Here is a 17100-nt window from a genome sequence, read left to right as displayed (position 1 = left end):
CCAACAATATCGCTGATAAACCAAACGACTCAAGAAAAACTACTTCGCAAGTCCGTTTTGAAAAGCGTAGACAACGGCTTGTGTGCGATCTTGAACATCGAGCTTCGCTAAAATATTGCTGACATGTGTTTTTACGGTTTTTAATGCAATGTATAAATCGTCGGCAATTTCCTGATTTGCTTTGCCTTTAGCCATTAGCAATAATACTTCCATTTCACGTTCGGTAAGTTGCTCATACAGTGGTGTACTATTGCCGTGGCGCATGCGATGCATCATTTTTGATGTTACTTCTGGCTCTAAAACAGTTTCACCGCCCATTGTTTTACGAATGGCATCAGCGATTTGCTTCGCATTTGATGTTTTTAAAATATAGCTGACTGCACCAGCCTCTAATGCAGGGTAAACTTTATCATCATCTAAAAAACTTGTTACCATCATAATTTTTGCTTCTGGCCATGCTGCTAAAATTTCAGCTGTCGCTTCAGCTCCTGTCATGACTGGCATTACATTGTCCATTAAAATAATGTCAGGACGCAGCTCAAGAGCACGTTCCACTGCCTCTTTACCATTTTCAGCTTCACCTACAACAGTGATATCTGGTTGTGCTGATAGATAGGCAGAAACACCAATCCGCACCATTTCGTGGTCATCCACTATTAACACTTGAATCATTCACTTCAACCTCCTTTTGTAGAGGAACTTTAACCTCTACAATTGTACCTTCTCCAGGCACTGATACAATTTTGTACGTACAGCCAATCTCTACAGCACGTTCAGCAATGTTTTGAAGTCCGTAAGAAGTAGATTTATCGGCTTCGACATCAAAGCCGAGGCCATTGTCCTGGATACGTAAAATGGCTAAATCATCGCGGGCAACGAGCAGTAATTCAACTTCGCTCGCTTTGGCATGGCGTAGCGTATTCGATAACGCCTCCTGTGCAATACGGAATAAATGATCCTCCTCCGCTTTGGATAATGCCATTTCCTCAAGCTCATATTCAATATGAAAGAATACTTTTTGTTGTAGCTCAATAATGAGCTCCTCAAGACCTTGTGCTAGCGTTTTATTGTGCAGAGCTACTGGACGTAAATGTAATAATAGTGCGCGCATTTCAAGCTGTGCCTGTTGCACAACTTTTTCAACCTGCTTTAAGCTTGTAGCATTTTCATCGGTTTCGGTTAATGCGGACAGTAACATCGAAGCGGCAAATAATTGCTGTGATACAGAATCATGGAGCTCACGAGCAAGGCGTTGACGTTCAGCAATAATGCGCTCTTGAATAATTTTATCGTTAGCTTCTGCACGTTCATTGGATAAGCGCTGTAGGCTTTTTCGTTGAGTATCAATTAGCTCGCTTGTTTGAACTAAAGCTTTTTTCAAAGGCTTTGGTAAAGGCTGTTTTTTTGGTAATACAAAATCAGGTTCAACTAGCTGTTTCACGATGCGGGTTGCCTGAGCTTCTCTTGCACGGGCAGTCATACTAATCCAGCTTGCAACCAGTAAACTAATTGCAAAAAGGGTGACGACAATAAAACCACCGAGTGGAATATTATTATAATTCTGTTGCCATAATGGCTCCCATGTTTTCTCGTTTGGCTCGCCCCAAACAGCGACAAGGAGACCGAATGTAGCACTCATCAACATAAAAAGTAAAGTAAATATTCTTGAGATAAAGGCAATCATTTACGTAGCACCTCCAAGTCCCCGAGCCATGTTGCAACGTGTATGACAAGTGTACGTTTTGCATCCTCAGGGTTCCCATCTGAAAAACTTACACTCTCATTCAGTAAGCGTTGTGGTCCAACATGTAGGCATTTTATTTCACCAAACAATGTCGTATAGTGTAAGCGGAATGGAATTTCATAGGGGATATAAATTTGTACCTTACCAATGCCCTGTCGAATCGTAATGATGCTTGTGCCGGCAGGTAAAATTGTTTGTGTTGTGTCAATCGTAATATCGCCTGCAAGTCGCTGTATTTGGACATCTTGCCATTTATAGGCTTCCACTGGCGAAGGCAATGTACCGAATAATTCGTTTTTCGTAGTGGGAAGCTTTTCGAAAAGCTCCAAACCAACAACTTTGGCTTTATTTTCTCTTTGCAAGTATTGATAGAGCATATATAAGAGAATGATGACGATAAATAAGCGTAAACTCCACATCGTAAAGAGTGCAATGGAGATAAAGAAAATTCCTGTCCATTTAAAGAAACGATTTTTTTTCGAGAAGCTTAAATAAAGAAGTCCTACTCCAATCAATAGACAAAAGGCGCCACCGTTATTAAAAATTGTGAGCTCCACAAAAACGAGTAAAAAGAAGCATAGTACCCCAAATGTGAGCTTATTAGTTGTGAAATTTTGCAAGAGGGTCAACCTTCTTTCTACAAATTGATGAGAGAAGACGAACTTCTCCTAAAATAAAAGTATTTTTAATTATCTTCAAGCATTTTTTTGATTGTGTCATTCATCAACGTTGAATCCAATGTATTTGGATAATGAGCAGAGTGCTCTAAAGTGATAAACTCCTTACCATTTGGTGCATCTATTAACTCATAATATTGCTTTGCTAATTCATAGTTCGTCTGTTTATCATATTTACCTTGTATAAAATAAACAGGTATATCTATACTTTTTACAGAATCAAAAAAATTAGTAAGAATGATTTCTTTTTTTAGCTCTTGGCTTTTTATAAGGCTAAATTGTGGTCCTGAAATAAATGCTTTATACAGATCCTGTAAAGAGTAATCAGGGGAAGTAAAAGCCCCTTTTACCAATTCAAAGATATTTACTTTCTTGATCGTATCATCAAAATAATTCATGCCTTTATATTGATTGATAAGATCGCTAAATTGATCCTCATCTTTTGCTAAATAAGGACCTTTTCCTATATCTTCTAAAATTCGGAGTGTTTTTTTATCTCTATTAGCTCTGGCTTCACTCTGTAACCAATTGTATCCAAGTTCTTGGCCTTTAATAGTACTGGTTAATTGAGAAATTCCTAAGTAGGCATGGAACTTCTCAGGATAATTAGATACTAATTGAGTTCCAATGACTGTACCGAAGGACTGACCAATGACAAATATTTTTTCCTGCTGATAGTGTTCTCTAATATAATCCACTATTATATTAGCATCTTCTGTAAATTGAGAAAGGGTCAGTGTATCATTCGTTATTTTCTTGTTAAAACTTTTTCCGGAACCTCTTTGATCATAATAAACGGCAACGCAATTTTCGGTTATTTCAGGATACAATGTTCGCGCACTCACGCCATAGGGGAATGGTGATCCTGGCCCACCATGTAAGAATAAACAAAATGGTTTCTCCTTATCTTTTCCTTCTACCAATATATATTGTTTATCTCCATTTACATTGATTTCCTTTAACTCGCTAATACCACCATTTTCGATGATTTCAGCACTTTTTTGTTTAATTTGTTGTTGTACAATGAAGCGATAACCTAATAACATGAATATAAGTAATATAAGAATAAAAATTGCAAAAAGACATATTTTAATCATAGGACTAAACCACTTTCTGTTTACTATTATTTTCATTATTACAATTTCCTTTATCTCTTTTTGGTCACCTTCAATAAGTGCAAAGGTTTTTCTTCAAAGAAATGGGATGCTTCAATAATTGAGGCATCCCTTATTTCTTTTATTATAACATGTTATTTTTTTCAATTAGCAGTTATTGTTATTTATTTTCAATTAGCAGTGGTGCGTCTTCTGCGACATTTTTTTCTAGCTGCGCAAGACGAGACTCGAAAGATGTTACTTCATGATCTTTGTCGATTTGGTAAGCAAGCTTATCGATATACGATTCTAAATCTTCAAAGTTGGTTTTGTTGTTTTTAGCAATCATTCCGTCCATTTGATGGTGAGCGCGTGTGACGTTTTCTTTGCCCATAAGCTGTAATTGACGCACTTTCATGTCTTTAATTTTGTGCTTCATCGTTTCAAATTTGCGTTCAAGCTCGAAGTATTCACGTGTACTAGCTTCGATACTAGCTTGTAATGTATTGTTACGTGCTGTGTAAGCAGCAACTTCATCAGAAGCAAAATCGATTAAATCTTGTTCGCCGCTAGTAGTAGCTAATGTTAGTTGAGACTCACGTTTAGCTAGTAATTCTGCATTTTGCTTAAATTCTTGCTCTAGTTTTTCTTTTAACTGACCTTGACGCTCTAATAATTTTCCAGTTTGCTCTGTTTGTTTTTCTGCTTCACGAATGTATTGGTTTAACATCGCAATTGGATTTTTTTGTTCCTTCTTATCAAATAACTGATGTAAATCTGCCTCTATTGTATATTTAAAACGTTGAAATAAGTTCATGTAAATTCGCTCCTTTTATTTTGTTAAGTTAGACCACTCTTTTTCAAAGTTTGTAAATGGATCTTCTTTTTTAGCTTCAATTGTTGGGATTTTTACATCTTCGCCATTCCATTTTTTATAGATAACATAGATGACAGCGATTGCTGCTAAACCAACCATTGCAGGGATATTAGATATTGCTGATAGCACACCAATCAGACCCACTGTAAACCATAAGATTTTACCGAATGTCGATTTACTTGAAGTGTAGAAGTGCATACCGAGTGCTACAAACAATCCAGAAAATAGTAGACCTGCAAGTGGTCCAGTTAAAGCGAGTGCAACACATCCTGCGATAAAGCCTCCGATTAGTAGAAAAAATTTTCTCATATGTTTTAGCTCCTTTCGTTGATACCTTTATATTACCTATTAGAAAGCTTTGCTAAAACGGACTGGAAATTGATTTTACTCTAGGTCTTGAGGCTGAGAATATTCTAAGTACTATAGAAGAAGCTTAAAATTGTAAAAAACTTAATTAGCCATAAAGCATTTGATAGAACGGAAAGTAGAAAGTTTTCGACAAAAATAGAAGATGAATGCCTCCTTCGTTTGACAAATTAAAAAGTTTGGATGAGCTATACTTATGAAAAAGAAATGAGCGAAGGAGGATTTCTAGTGAGAACCTATTCCATATATAAAATAAAAGAAGAGCATTTAACGTTTATTTTCGGCAGAGAGCGTAAGTTATTAGAAATGATGCAGGGCTGTGAAGACGCTAACGAGAAATCCTTAAAAGAGCTTGCATATATATGTGAAACCGTACGCTTCGATGAGATTGCTACGATGCTTGAGGCGCAACTAGATTCTAAGTATGCACATTTAGAGAGAGCTCGTAATGCTTTATTTTTAGAACATCCTATAAAAGGAAAAATGGCTATTTATTTAGTGGAACGCAAAATTTGTGTTTATTGTGAGGGTTCACGAATGCTTGATTTGGATCTATTCCAAATGCTTGCGAAGATGAGCGAGCGCTTTATTGCATTTAATAAACAAGATAATGAGTGTGGGTGGCTAAAGCCAATGAAGTATACAATGCATTAGGAATTTTCACTACAATATATAGTAACACGCTAATATTTGGTGTATAATGGAGCGTGGAGAGTTTTTTTCTCGGTATATATTGTAGTGGAGGAGGTTGGTTGTATGCCTACATGGGGCTGGATTATTATCGTAATTATCGCATTAGCAGCGGGCGCAGCACTTGGTTTCTTTTTAGCTCGTCAAGCTATGATGAAATATTTAAAAGAAAACCCACCAATTAACGAACAAATGATTCGTATGATGATGGCGCAAATGGGTCGTACTCCGTCTGAAAAGCAAGTACGTCAAATGATGTCACAAATGAATAAATTCCAAAAATAATTGGAATTTTTAAAGAACAACTAGTCCAAGCCGGGCTGGTTGTTTTTTTACTTCTTATAGCAATTGTTTACTGTGCGAAAGCGAAGCGACAGCAACAACAATTACGCCAATGTAAAATTGAATTTTATAAATTATTTGAATAATTTATAAAAAGCATATAAATCTATCGGAAAACTCGTTATAATAAAAATATTCTATATAAAGGAGTTGTTTGTATTGCAGAAAGAAAAAACAAATGTTGAAAGTTTTGATTTAGATCATACGAAAGTAAAAGCGCCATATGTACGTTTAGCAGGTGTTAAAACAGGAAAAAAAGGCGATGAAGTGTACAAATATGATATTCGTTTTAAACAGCCAAATAAAGAGCATATGGAAATGCCTGCATTACATTCCCTAGAGCATTTATCGGCAGACATTATTCGCAATTACTCTGATCATATTGTTGATTTCAGTCCAATGGGTTGCCAAACTGGCTTCTATGTATCGCTAATAAATCACAATGATTATGAAGACTTATTAAATATTTTAGAAAAAACATTTATGGATGTAACAAAGGCCACTGCAGTCCCTGCGTGCAATGAAGTACAATGCGGCTGGGCAGCTAGCCATAGTCTAGAAGGTGCACAAGCGTTAGCTAAAGAATTTTTAGCAAAACGTGATGAATGGCATATCGTTTTTGCAGAATAAAAAATTTAAAAACCTTGCGTATCGAGCTGCACCCAATTGTTAACACCATCTAACAATTGGAAGTGTAGTTCAGTATTGCAAGGTTTTTTATGTTATCTGTGAGAGTCGTGCCACTTTGCTTTTCCACAGATACATTTTGAGGAAGAGCCATACTTTATTTAATATGCCACTTTCATTTCATTGAAAAATAAAATGGTCAAGGAAATTTTTATGAATGTTATGGAGCTTAAAATGAGGGTGAATTCAATCCTAGGCTACTCGCTTTCCGTCTTTTATGATGCCGCTGACATGTCAGAAGGTACATGCTATGTGAATTGGTTGATTGGAGTGGAGACTGGGCGACTCCTTGGGAAATAGCGCTAGGGGAACGAAGGCTAAAACCATCACGTCCTGTGATAACGCCTTCGTGACCAACATCGTGTTGGCTTAAGCGACTCATCGGACGCCCCCAGGAAACTTTGCTCTGTGCGAAAGCAACAAATGTTTTCTGTAGCGAAAGCAAAGCGTCAGCGGCAAAGCGCCCAGTCGGAACGGAAATCAACCCCTCGTTTTGCAGAAGAGCTACATTTTATTTAATGTTGACACATTGTTTTCATTTGTCCTAAAAATGAAATGGAATGACATTAGATGAAGAAGAATCACGATTAATTTTTTGATAGATGAAGTTTTCTAAAAAGTCATGGATTAAATCCTCATATTCAGCCATATTTTCATTAAAGGACTGTGCATGAGCACCTTTATCAAAAAGCTTCAGTTTCTTAGGACCACTTTTTTTATTGTATAAATCCAGTGACATGGAAGCTGGGATAAATGTGTCAGGTATACTATGGATAAAAAGCACAGGCTTTTCGATATTTGTCACAGCCTCAGAAGGTGTCACGCTTTTAAACGAATAACCGTCTCGTAAGCGGACAAAAAAATCTGCAAAACGAATTGGAATAATCGAGCCGTATTTAAATTCCGTCTTCGCAATTTGTTTCAGCAGCATTGAAAAATCAGAAAACGCGCAATCAGAAATATAGAAATCTGCACCATCCTCTACAGTTCCTGCATATAGTAGCATTGTTGCGGCACCCATCGATTCACCGTGAATACCAAGAATGGCGTCTTCTCCAATCATTGCCTTTATCGTTTTGACTACTGCGTCAAGGTCATTTTTTTCATAATAGCCGTAGCTAGTCGTTTTTCCACCTGTCTCCCCATGTCTACGATGGTCAAAAATAACGGAATTGTAGCCAAGTCGTTCAAAAAGTCGAGCATATTTGACGGAGTTGATTTTATTTTCTGTTACGCCATGGCAAATAATGATGGTATTATTTGTTTCCAATGGCTGAAACATAATGCCGCGAATCGTATAGCCATTTGGCGAGTCAATATTTAATTCACATTTTAAATTTTTATTGTACCAAGCTTCATCAAAACGTTTAGCAGTGGTTTCACGTTCACGAACAAATTCAGGATCCTTTTGCTTAATGTACATTAATTTATTGGAGAGCGCGAAGCCGAATAGACCAGTTGCTGCTGCGGCAATCGTCGTTGTTATACCTGAAAATAAAAGCATTTTCTTTTTCATTATTAGCACCTCCACGTCCTGTTTCTTTTGTTGTCTTGGCATACAAGCGACATCTTTTGTATGTATGCACTTTTCTTAATTGTAATGTTCCCAACTGAGATTGTTTAAAACACGTCAACATTTTACATTATCTTTAGCAAAACTGCGATTATTTCTATTATCGAAAATCGTCAAAATATTTGTTAAAATAGATATATCTGCTAGTAGCATATGCATGCAGTGTTCATTTTTGAACGGGGAAAAGGGGAGAATGTTTATGACGAAAGAAGTAGTAATAGTAAGTGCTGTACGTACAGCTATTGGTTCATTCCAAGGAACATTAAAGGACGTACCAGCGACAAAATTAGGGAGTATTGTTATTAAAGAAGCATTAGCACGTGCTGGTGTAGCAGGTGAACAAGTTGACGAGGTTATTATGGGGAATGTTTTATCAGCTGGACTTGGACAAAATCCAGCTCGTCAAGCAGCGATTGCAGCAGGCTTGCCACATGAAGTATCTGCATTAACGATTAATAAAGTTTGTGGATCAGGACTAAAATCGGTTCACTTAGCGACACAAGCCATTTTAGCAGGTGATGTGGATATTGTCGTTGCAGGTGGCTTTGAAAATATGAGCCAAGCACCGTATGTATTAAGAAATGCACGAGAAGGCTTCCGCATGGGAGATCAAAAAGTAGTCGATACGATGATTCATGACGGATTATGGTGTGCATTCAATGACTATCATATGGGCGTTACAGCTGAAAATTTATGTGATGCCTATGAGATTTCCCGAGAGGAACAAGATGCTTTTGCAGCACGTTCACAACAGCGTGCAGAAGCGGCAATGGCAGCAGGGAAGTTTAACGAGGAAATCGTTGCGGTGGAAATTCCTCAACGTAAGGGCGATCCTATTATTTTTGATAAAGATGAATTCCCACGTCAAGGCGTTACAGCTGAGTCGCTATCAAAACTACGACCTGCCTTTAAAAAGGATGGCTCTGTAACAGCAGCAAATGCATCAGGCATTAACGATGGTGCAGCGGCTGTCGTTGTCATGTCGAAAGAAAAAGCGGACGAGTTAGGCATTCGACCTCTCGCACTAATTACAGCGAATGCAAGCGCGGGTGTTGACCCAGCTATAATGGGAACTGGCCCTGTAACGGCCGTAAAGAAAGCATTGGCAAAAGCTGATGTAACGTTAGATAATATAGATTTAATTGAAGCAAATGAAGCTTTTGCAGCTCAATCAATCGCTGTAGATCGCGAACTAGGCTTTAATCATGATAAACTAAATGTGAACGGGGGCGCAATTGCCCTTGGCCACCCGATTGGTGCAAGTGGAGCACGTATTTTAGTAACACTTTTACATGAGATGGAAAAGCGTGATGCAAAGACAGGTCTCGCAACACTATGTATCGGTGGTGGACAAGGTGTAGCAACTGTAGTCAAGCGCCCTTGAAGTGAATAAGAAGGTGAATTGCAATGGGAAAGAAACGAAAACAACAGCAACGCGTGGATAGTAGCGTAACAGCTAGTCTACCAAAGCAGGAGGCAGTTACATTAGCCGATCAGCTAGGCGGTGACGTGCTTGCCAAATTAAAAGCGGCCAAGCAAGATTTAACAGCGAAAGAGCAGGCCGCAGAAGAAGAGCGCCAAGCAAAACTAGCCTTTGAGCGCAAACAACGTGAAAAAAACAAATCGTTTGAGGAACTACTAAACGAATACGGCGATAAAGGCTCAAAATTTTAAAGAGAAACAGTGAATCCAAATGTGGATTCACTGTTTTTTATGTTTTATCGGAAAGATTTCGAGATTTATCGGAATGATTTTTGTTTTTATCGGAACAATAGTAGTGAAGAAGAATTTATTTACATTATATTCCTCGAGTGATAGAATTAATCACCTTTAAATACAAGGGTAGAAGAGTGCTATCCTTTATTTAAAAATAAAAAACGGGAGACGCTGCCAATACATATATCTCTTAATAATAGTTTAGTTACAATCTATGATAGGAGAGAAAAAATGATTGAATTAAGCACTAAAAAATTAAGATTAATCCCATTAAATGCAAAGTATTTAGACTTACTAATTCATGAAGAGAAAACATTGGAAATAGAGTTGTCAGTAAATAGTAAAGAAGTTTATCTTGATGAGGAACTAAGACAAGCTTTGAAGTTTAGACTAGCAAAGGTATTAGATGATGAAAAAAATTATTTTTGGCATACAAATTGGTTAATCGTATCGAAAGAAACAAATAGTATTGTTGGTGGCATTATGCTAAAAGGACTACCGAATGAGCAGGGCGATGTCGTAATCGGGTACTATACATTTCCACTATATCAGGGAAAGGGATACATGACGGAAGCTGTTAGGAAGATGAAAGATTGGTTACTACGTCAATCTAACGTTAAGTATGTAATTGCCGATACGGATAAAAATAATATTGCCTCACATAAAGTATTACAAAAAGCAGGGGCAATTTTATATTCAGAATCTGAAGAACTATATTTTTGGAGATTCGAATAAGATTATAAAAAACAAAGGGAACACTTTAAATTTTTTTAAAAAGAGTCAAAGTAATACACTTAATAGATTAGTATCCTATATACAATGTGCAACATTATAATACGATATTTTTAAGCTGAACTAATTTGTTATAGTTCAGCTTTTATTTGTGTTTAAAGACATAGTCTGAAAATATTTAATAAAAATATAGTATATGTAAATTTTTCTATCAGTTATTCAAGTAACTGGGCAGTTTAGTTGAATGAGGAAAAAATTACATATATAAAACAAGGCCATACATTGTTAAGATTTGATAGGTCAAGTATTCCATGGAAAGAAATTAGAGCGAGAGCGTTTCTTCAACAAGTGGAGACGTTTTTTTACTAACCAAGCAGTATACTATTGAAAAATAATATGAGTAAAGAATTAAGAGGGTGTTTTTTATTGAAAAGAAAATTTCAAAGACTTTAAAAGGCATAGAAGAGGATATTAAAAATGATGATTTGGGGAAGGCAAGGGATAGATTACACGGGTTAATATCAACCTTTCCAAATGAATTAGAACTCCGTAAAAAGTTGGGAGACATTTATTTCGAGTTAAAATATCCTGCAATGGCTGGTCGATACTGGTATTTAGAAGAGAATAAGACTCCATTAATGGTACATGCGTGTATTGAATTTGAAAAATCTATGGGAAATGACATTAATAATATAGCAAGAGCTTTAAAGTATAAAGGCGATATTGAACTTTTAAAAGGAATGGAATTAGACCCAGCACTTTTATATAAAGTAAAAGAATTAGTAGAAGAACCAGATGTTCCAATAGAATTTAAAGAAGATAAATTGATTATTTTGGGTTGTCTTTCAATAATAATTTTAATATTTATTTTTGCATTAGTTGGAGTTTATACATTTTTTAAATGGATATTTTAAATTAAAATTATTTTTTCAATAGAGGATAATAGAAAGAAATTTTTTCTAACGAGGTGTAATAGCTGAAAGTAAGGCTGTATTTGACGGATTTTTTAGTAAAAGGATAAGGTAAAAAGAAATTTAAAAGAAAAATATTTCTAATTGTATGGAGGAGTCACGTTGGTTAACGAAGTAATTACAAATGCTAAAGAAATGATTCAAAGGTCTGGAGCATCCACTAGGATAGCGACAGTTGGAGAAATAAATGACCTAAATGAAAAACTAGATATTCAACTTCCTGAATGGTTGATAGAATTAATGACTACGGTAGAAGTGTGTGATAGTAAATTGGTGGTTCCTCTAGATGAAGAAGCTGAATTACGAATAGAATTCTTGAATCCAAAGTGTATTATTCAAGAATGTTTATTAGCTGTTCCTGGATGTGCAGTACATAAAAACGGTTATATTTGTATCGGATTAGAAATAGGTATTGGAAATCCTTACGCAATAAATATACACGAAGGTAATAACCCTCCTGTCTATATATTAAATCATGAATATGGTGAAGAGAATGAGATGATAATTGAAAATAGACTAACTGTGGTAGAAAAATTATCTGACCTTTTCCTAGTTGCGACCATAAAAAAGTAAAATTGTTGAATAGCGCTTTTAAGACTTAATTTGTGAAGAATTACACTTACATTCTCGGGTGCTTTACTAGAAGAATCTTGAATTGTATGTGCAGTTCTTTTTTTCTTTATTGAATGAACAAGGCAGGTTAGTTCAACAGTGTTGTTTAACTTGTGTTCAACGATCGGGCCATATTATTGAATAACATTCTTTTATGAAAGGTAACCCAAACGACGCTTTGGGTGCATTTTAAGAATCCTTATTAAGGTATCATCAAGTTTTAATGAAGAGTAGTATATGAGATAGGAAAACACCTGAAATGTTGATACGATAACTTTTTAAATTATGAGATGACGAGCGAGGATAGGTATGGGGAGATAGGGCAGATTGGTGTAAAAAGGTTTTAAGGAGATAGGTGATAAAATGAAATACAATTATAATATAAAAGACCCTTCAAAAAAATATAATGAAGTGGTAGCGCAAGTTATTTCATTATATGGTTTGTTTTCGAGGAAGAAAAAATTAAGAGCGATAGAGTTTTTTTATAGTAAATTAAATGACGAAGATTTCGAAGTAGAAGAATTAGCTAGTGGATTTATATTCATAGGCATTTTATATCAAGAAATTAAAGATTATGAATCTGCAGCGTTTTTCTTTAATAAAGGCTACAGCTTAGGTAAAGACATCGCATTTCCTTATAACTCTGATTTAAAAAAAGTATTAAAAACTTTTCTAAAAGCAAGTCGAAAAGATCTATATGATTATTGGCGTTCAGATTTTATAAAGCGAAGTCTTTACGACAAAAAATTTAACAAATTGATGAATTCATAACTTCTCTTCTTCAACTAACTGGGTGCGTTAGTTGAACAGTGGAGCTATGAATAACATTAGAATAGAACATAAAATTAGAGAATTACTAACTCTTTTTGGAAGCTTTACTTTTCCTGGTCCTTTATAAAATCCGGAAAATTGAAATTTATTTCTGTATAACACGAAAATTAAAATAAGAATTGAAATACCAACTAACCAACCACCATTGGTATGATCTACATTTATTCCTAAACTCGCATAGATTAATTTCACCAAAGTCCCCATCATAGCACCTAGAATTAATAAAATTCCAGTTATTCGTATTAATTCCAAAAGTAATCTAAACATAATTCAAGTCCCCTTCGATTTTTATATTAAAATTTCTTAATAATAAGGGAATTCCCATCTTTTTGCGTCGGTTAATCCGATACGATGCTACACATGCCGGCTACTTAAACTGGCCTGCATCTTTCGTTCAATAAGAACCGTTAAAACTGTACGCTAAAACCATTAAATTTATGGATTCCAGTACCGAATTTAGTAAGTTTATTTTCATTCAAAAACTTAACTGCAATTTTTACTTCTTTTAAAATTTTTGGTTCAAGCCCTAAAGTATTATGTGAACCGTAAACCATTGAAACGTTTGGTATCTCTGAAATTTTTTTCAATGAATTGACTAAATCAACAGGGTTTGTTGAAGGATAAAAAGCATATATAGGGGTTTCATCATATAGTAAATCCCCTGTAAACAAATAACCGTTTGTTTCATCAAAAACACAAATATGACCAGGAGAATGTCCCGGAGTATGATAGATGACTAATTTTCTATTACCTAACTCAATTACATCACCATCAACTAACAAATCTGTAGGTTCCCCTTGAAATGGTTGATATGTGTCTGGATTAAATGTATTTGGAGTAGGTAATGTTATATCTCTACTAATATCTTTTCTAATTTGCCCTATTGACAAGCCTTTTATTCCATTCACTAACCAATCTTTATCTCCCTCATGAACATAGATTTTTTCAAATTCTCCATGACTTCCAATATGATCAGTGTGGACATGAGTTGTAATGACCTCAATCGGAAAGGTAGTCAATTGATCAGTAATTCTCTTAATATTATCAATTCCAAGACCAGTATCAATTAGTACCGCTTTTTGATTACCCAATAATAAAAATGAATGTACCTTCTCCCAATGTCCATATTCACTAATTGCGTAAGTATTCCAATCAATCTGTTGCACAGTAAACCACGAATCTTTAATCATCCATTACCTCCAAAAAATTATTTTACTTCCTTATTTGTTCTATAGTATAACCCAGTATCCTTTTGCCACTTATTGAACTAACCTGCGTCGATAGTTCAATAAAGAAAAAAGAGCTGCCTATGCAACTCAAGCCCCTGTTAGTTACAATTAACGCCCCCTGTATTTATTTTTTCTTCCTTTTAACTTAGAACGAAATAACATCTATAAGTTATTTATAAATCAATTTCATCTAGCACTTCTTCTGTGGATTTATTAATTAGTTTGATTGTTCCTTCTTCTAGAGCAGTGTCACTTTCAAAGTACCAAATATACAATCCTTTTAATTGATATTCTTCTAAGACTTCAGCAGGTAACATTTCTAAATTTAGTATTGTAGCATTTTTATCATCAAGTTGAAGAAGTCGGTCATCGCCATCTTTAATTACTCCAAATAGTAGATTTTCACCATATCCTTGATAACCGTTTAATTTCTCATAATTTCTTTTATTATCCATAGGGCCCCAAGTAAGGAAGTCTGCTTTCCATCCACAAAGTCCTTTTCGTACATACGTAGCTCCTAGATTATTCTTATTTTTTATGAAAAAGAAAAGAGCATTACTGTTTATTTTATAGGCTGGAATTAACTCTAAATCTTTTTCAACGGCAAATATAGCTTCTTGAGGTTCTGAATAGGAAATAGACTTTTCAGAAAATAACCATATAACAGTCATAAAAATTACGATCACTGCAAATGCGATAACTGTATTTTTGTTTAAAGTGCCTTTTTTCATTTGAACACCCCTATTATTCACCATTATTTTACCATAAAAATCTATGCCTCTATTCAATTAACTTGCCCCTTAGTTGAATAATCGATAGAAAAATTACTACATTTTTATTAAATATTTTAGACTTCTTTAAACACAAATAAAAGCTGAACTAATATCAAAATTAGTTCAGCTATAAATAATAATGTTGCACATTGTATATACCAATCGATCTATTAAGTATATTACTTTAACTCTTTTTAATAATTTTTTAAAACGCCCTTTGTCTTTTAAAAGTTTTCCTCACCAACACGACAATCCCAACAAAAACAATCGCTCCAGCTGTATCCAAAATAACATCCTGTCCGCTCATCATGCGTTCTGGTATAAAGCTTTGACGGATTTCATCAAGCGTTGCTATAAGAGCTGTACCAGCAATAGCGACACCTGCGGCGAATCGACGTTTTCCCCATGCAAAGAAAATACCAAGTGCGATACAGCCGAATCCAACAAAATGTGTTAATTTTCGAATTAAAAATTCTACGAACTTAAAGTAACCACGTTCTTCCACAGAAACAACTGTGTCCCAATAAGGAATTTTTAACACAGATAATTGCTTTTCAAACGGTTTATTTGCTAATACTTGCTCCAACTCAGGAATAATAGACTGTTGTTCATAGGTCATACTAGAGGAGATTGCAAGTACTACTAAAAATGCTATTAAGATAAGCCATTTTTTCATCGGTGCTCCATATATTGGTCGGCTTTTGTTAGCTCTTTTATTGCTTTAAAATCTGTTATTGAATCAATTTTTTCATAGGCAACGAGTGTTTGTGCCAACTGTTCCTGTGAGCTTGCACCAATCACTGTTGAGGCTATAGTTGGTTCCTTTAGATTAAAGGCGATTGCTAGTGCATGTAAATCGTCATAATGTGAAGATAAGCCTGTTAATACTGCTGTTAATTCGTCCGCTGTATATGTGTTAAAGCCGTTGACACGCTGTAAACGTTCTTTCCAGCTATTTGTTAGTAAACCTTTTGCAACAGTCCCGCGTGTTACAACAGAAGCCCCTTCACTTGCGATAAAGTCGAACCATTCTTCTGGTCGACGGTCTAAAGCACTGTATTGCATCATGACACTTTTAGCGGAGCTTGTTGGTAAAAAACGCTTTAGTACATTTGGTCGAATAGAGGAAATGCCATATTCTCGAATCAATCCATCCTTTTTCAACTCTTCAAAAGTGTTGATAATGCCATCCCAATCGTCCTCAATCGTCCCACCATGTAATTGATAAACATCAATATAGTCAGTTCCTAGTCGTTTTAAGCTAGCGTGGAGAGCTTCCTTTATATAAGACGGAGATGCATCCCAATGCCAACCTTCTACACCTTCTGTCCATCGATTCCCAACTTTCGTAGCGACTATAACATCCTGACGACGTTTCCCTAAAATAGCGCCAATAATTTCTTCATTTGCCCCAAAATCATATAAATCGGCTGTGTCGATGTAATTAATGCCAGCATCTAGTGCCATAGCGACGATTTCAGCAGCCTTTTTCTTATCTGTCGAAAGAGACATGCCCCCTAAACTAATTTCTGAAATAAACAATTCACTTGAGCCAAGCTGTCTTTTTTTCATGCCAATGCCCTCCTTCGATTTCTCTACTTGTAATGGTACAATGAACATATCTGAAGAACAAGCGAGGTTATAGTCAATGAAAAAGTTTGAGGAAAAAACGACAAAGACTACACCCATTTATGACGGGAAAATTGTGAAACTACAGGTTGATGATGTCACTTTACCGAATGGTAATGTTGCAAAAAGGGAGATTATAAAGCATCCTGGTGCAGTTGCAGTTATTGCTGTTACCGATGAAGGAAAGTTAGTATTAGTGGAGCAATATCGCAAAGCTTTAGAACGATCAATTATTGAAATACCAGCTGGCAAGCTAGAACCTGGTGAGGAGCCGATTGAGACCGCGCGCCGCGAATTAGAGGAAGAAACAGGTTACGGTGCACAATGCTTAACTTATTTACAAGCGTTTGCAACATCCCCAGGCTTCGCAGATGAGATCATCCATCTATTTGTGGCAAAGGATTTATATAAAATTGAAAACAAAGCAGATCTAGATGAGGATGAATTTGTCGAATTATTAGAAGTTTCGTTGGAAGAAGCGGGGCAAATGGTTGCAGATGAGCGTATATTTGACGCCAAGACAGCATTTGCAGTACTTTGGCTTGCGGCACAATAAG

Annotated in this window: 22 protein-coding genes; 10 read left to right on the top strand and 12 right to left on the bottom strand. The window is 35.7% G+C overall.

Going from position 1 to position 17100, the window contains the following annotated elements; all coding sequences use genetic code 11:
* Window positions 1–39: 39 nt before the first annotated feature.
* From ABH966_RS00340 to ABH966_RS00315, 6 genes are all read right to left on the bottom strand, one after another.
* Window positions 40–672: a response regulator transcription factor gene (locus tag ABH966_RS00340; protein ID WP_370075069.1), complete on the bottom strand. Its 633-nt coding sequence runs from the start codon at window positions 670–672 to the stop codon at window positions 40–42.
* A complete protein-coding gene (locus ABH966_RS00335; protein ID WP_370075068.1) occupies window positions 647–1684 on the bottom strand; it encodes a sensor histidine kinase in 1038 nt (345 codons plus the stop codon). Before ABH966_RS00335 ends, ABH966_RS00340 begins: the two co-directional genes overlap by 26 nt.
* On the bottom strand, window positions 1681–2364 hold the full coding sequence (gene liaF / locus ABH966_RS00330; RefSeq protein ID WP_370075067.1) for a cell wall-active antibiotics response protein LiaF: 684 nt from the start codon (window positions 2362–2364) through the stop codon (window positions 1681–1683). The genes ABH966_RS00335 and liaF overlap by 4 nt, the downstream gene beginning before the upstream one ends.
* A 65-nt stretch (window positions 2365–2429) precedes the next feature.
* Window positions 2430–3554 carry an alpha/beta fold hydrolase gene (locus ABH966_RS00325; RefSeq protein WP_370075066.1) on the bottom strand — a complete coding sequence of 375 codons (1125 nt, stop codon included), beginning with the start codon at window positions 3552–3554 and terminating at the stop codon, window positions 2430–2432.
* A 142-nt stretch (window positions 3555–3696) separates the two neighbouring features.
* Complete coding sequence (locus ABH966_RS00320; RefSeq protein WP_370075065.1) at window positions 3697–4332, bottom strand: PspA/IM30 family protein; 636 nt, start codon at window positions 4330–4332, stop codon at window positions 3697–3699.
* A gap of 15 nt (window positions 4333–4347) precedes the next feature.
* A complete protein-coding gene (locus tag ABH966_RS00315; protein ID WP_370075064.1) occupies window positions 4348–4701 on the bottom strand; it encodes a lmo0954 family membrane protein in 354 nt (117 codons plus the stop codon).
* A 285-nt stretch (window positions 4702–4986) separates the two neighbouring features.
* On the opposite strand from ABH966_RS00315, the gene sirA reads away from it, so the two are divergent.
* From sirA to ABH966_RS00300, 3 genes are all read left to right on the top strand, one after another.
* Window positions 4987–5412 (top strand): sporulation inhibitor of replication protein SirA, encoded by a 426-nt coding sequence (gene sirA / locus ABH966_RS00310; RefSeq protein ID WP_053483154.1) that lies wholly within the window; start codon window positions 4987–4989, stop codon window positions 5410–5412.
* 102 nt (window positions 5413–5514) lie between these two features.
* A complete protein-coding gene (locus ABH966_RS00305) occupies window positions 5515–5733 on the top strand; it encodes a YneF family protein (protein WP_049668607.1) in 219 nt (72 codons plus the stop codon).
* A 216-nt stretch (window positions 5734–5949) separates the two neighbouring features.
* The gene (locus ABH966_RS00300) at window positions 5950–6420 is read left to right on the top strand and encodes an S-ribosylhomocysteine lyase (protein WP_370075063.1); all 471 of its coding nucleotides are present in this window, start codon (window positions 5950–5952) and stop codon (window positions 6418–6420) included.
* A gap of 601 nt (window positions 6421–7021) precedes the next feature.
* On the opposite strand, the gene ABH966_RS00295 is transcribed toward ABH966_RS00300, so the two are convergent.
* Entirely contained in the window at window positions 7022–7993 is a 972-nt protein-coding gene (locus ABH966_RS00295) for an alpha/beta hydrolase (RefSeq protein WP_370075062.1), read from the bottom strand.
* 256 nt (window positions 7994–8249) lie between these two features.
* Here ABH966_RS00295 and ABH966_RS00290 point away from each other — a divergent pair, with 256 nt between their 5' ends.
* From ABH966_RS00290 to ABH966_RS00265, 6 genes are all read left to right on the top strand, one after another.
* Window positions 8250–9434 (top strand): acetyl-CoA C-acetyltransferase, encoded by a 1185-nt coding sequence (locus ABH966_RS00290; RefSeq protein ID WP_370075061.1) that lies wholly within the window; start codon window positions 8250–8252, stop codon window positions 9432–9434.
* 23 nt (window positions 9435–9457) lie between these two features.
* Window positions 9458–9724, top strand: coding sequence for a YqkE family protein (locus tag ABH966_RS00285; RefSeq protein WP_132363177.1), 267 nt, complete (start codon window positions 9458–9460; stop codon window positions 9722–9724).
* A 273-nt stretch (window positions 9725–9997) separates the two neighbouring features.
* The gene (locus ABH966_RS00280; RefSeq protein ID WP_370075060.1) at window positions 9998–10501 is read left to right on the top strand and encodes a GNAT family N-acetyltransferase; all 504 of its coding nucleotides are present in this window, start codon (window positions 9998–10000) and stop codon (window positions 10499–10501) included.
* Between the two features lie 422 nt (window positions 10502–10923).
* On the top strand, window positions 10924–11412 hold the full coding sequence (locus ABH966_RS00275; protein ID WP_370075335.1) for a DUF6584 family protein: 489 nt from the start codon (window positions 10924–10926) through the stop codon (window positions 11410–11412).
* Between the two features lie 159 nt (window positions 11413–11571).
* Entirely contained in the window at window positions 11572–12042 is a 471-nt protein-coding gene (locus ABH966_RS00270; RefSeq protein WP_370075059.1) for an SMI1/KNR4 family protein, read from the top strand.
* 402 nt (window positions 12043–12444) lie between these two features.
* Complete coding sequence (locus ABH966_RS00265; RefSeq protein WP_370075058.1) at window positions 12445–12852, top strand: hypothetical protein; 408 nt, start codon at window positions 12445–12447, stop codon at window positions 12850–12852.
* A gap of 27 nt (window positions 12853–12879) precedes the next feature.
* Here ABH966_RS00265 and ABH966_RS00260 read toward each other — a convergent pair whose 3' ends face one another.
* From ABH966_RS00260 to ABH966_RS00240, 5 genes are all read right to left on the bottom strand, one after another.
* On the bottom strand, window positions 12880–13179 hold the full coding sequence (locus ABH966_RS00260) for a hypothetical protein (RefSeq protein ID WP_370075057.1): 300 nt from the start codon (window positions 13177–13179) through the stop codon (window positions 12880–12882).
* 140 nt (window positions 13180–13319) lie between these two features.
* The gene (locus ABH966_RS00255) at window positions 13320–14102 is read right to left on the bottom strand and encodes an MBL fold metallo-hydrolase (RefSeq protein ID WP_370075056.1); all 783 of its coding nucleotides are present in this window, start codon (window positions 14100–14102) and stop codon (window positions 13320–13322) included.
* A gap of 212 nt (window positions 14103–14314) precedes the next feature.
* Entirely contained in the window at window positions 14315–14929 is a 615-nt protein-coding gene (locus tag ABH966_RS00250) for an aspartyl-tRNA synthetase (RefSeq protein ID WP_370075055.1), read from the bottom strand.
* A 190-nt stretch (window positions 14930–15119) separates the two neighbouring features.
* The gene (locus ABH966_RS00245) at window positions 15120–15590 is read right to left on the bottom strand and encodes a VanZ family protein (protein WP_370075054.1); all 471 of its coding nucleotides are present in this window, start codon (window positions 15588–15590) and stop codon (window positions 15120–15122) included.
* Window positions 15587–16486 carry an aldo/keto reductase gene (locus tag ABH966_RS00240; protein ID WP_370075053.1) on the bottom strand — a complete coding sequence of 300 codons (900 nt, stop codon included), beginning with the start codon at window positions 16484–16486 and terminating at the stop codon, window positions 15587–15589. The genes ABH966_RS00245 and ABH966_RS00240 overlap by 4 nt, the downstream gene beginning before the upstream one ends.
* A gap of 76 nt (window positions 16487–16562) precedes the next feature.
* Between ABH966_RS00240 and ABH966_RS00235 the strand changes: the two genes are divergently transcribed.
* On the top strand, window positions 16563–17099 hold the full coding sequence (locus tag ABH966_RS00235) for an NUDIX domain-containing protein (protein ID WP_370075052.1): 537 nt from the start codon (window positions 16563–16565) through the stop codon (window positions 17097–17099).
* Window position 17100 lies beyond the last annotated feature (1 nt).

It is taken from the genome of Lysinibacillus sp. RC46 (assembly GCF_041262385.1).
In the GTDB taxonomy this organism is placed as follows: domain Bacteria; phylum Bacillota; class Bacilli; order Bacillales_A; family Planococcaceae; genus Lysinibacillus.
Note: the sequence above shows the minus strand (reverse complement) of the source record. Positions and strands in the feature narration are given on the sequence as shown.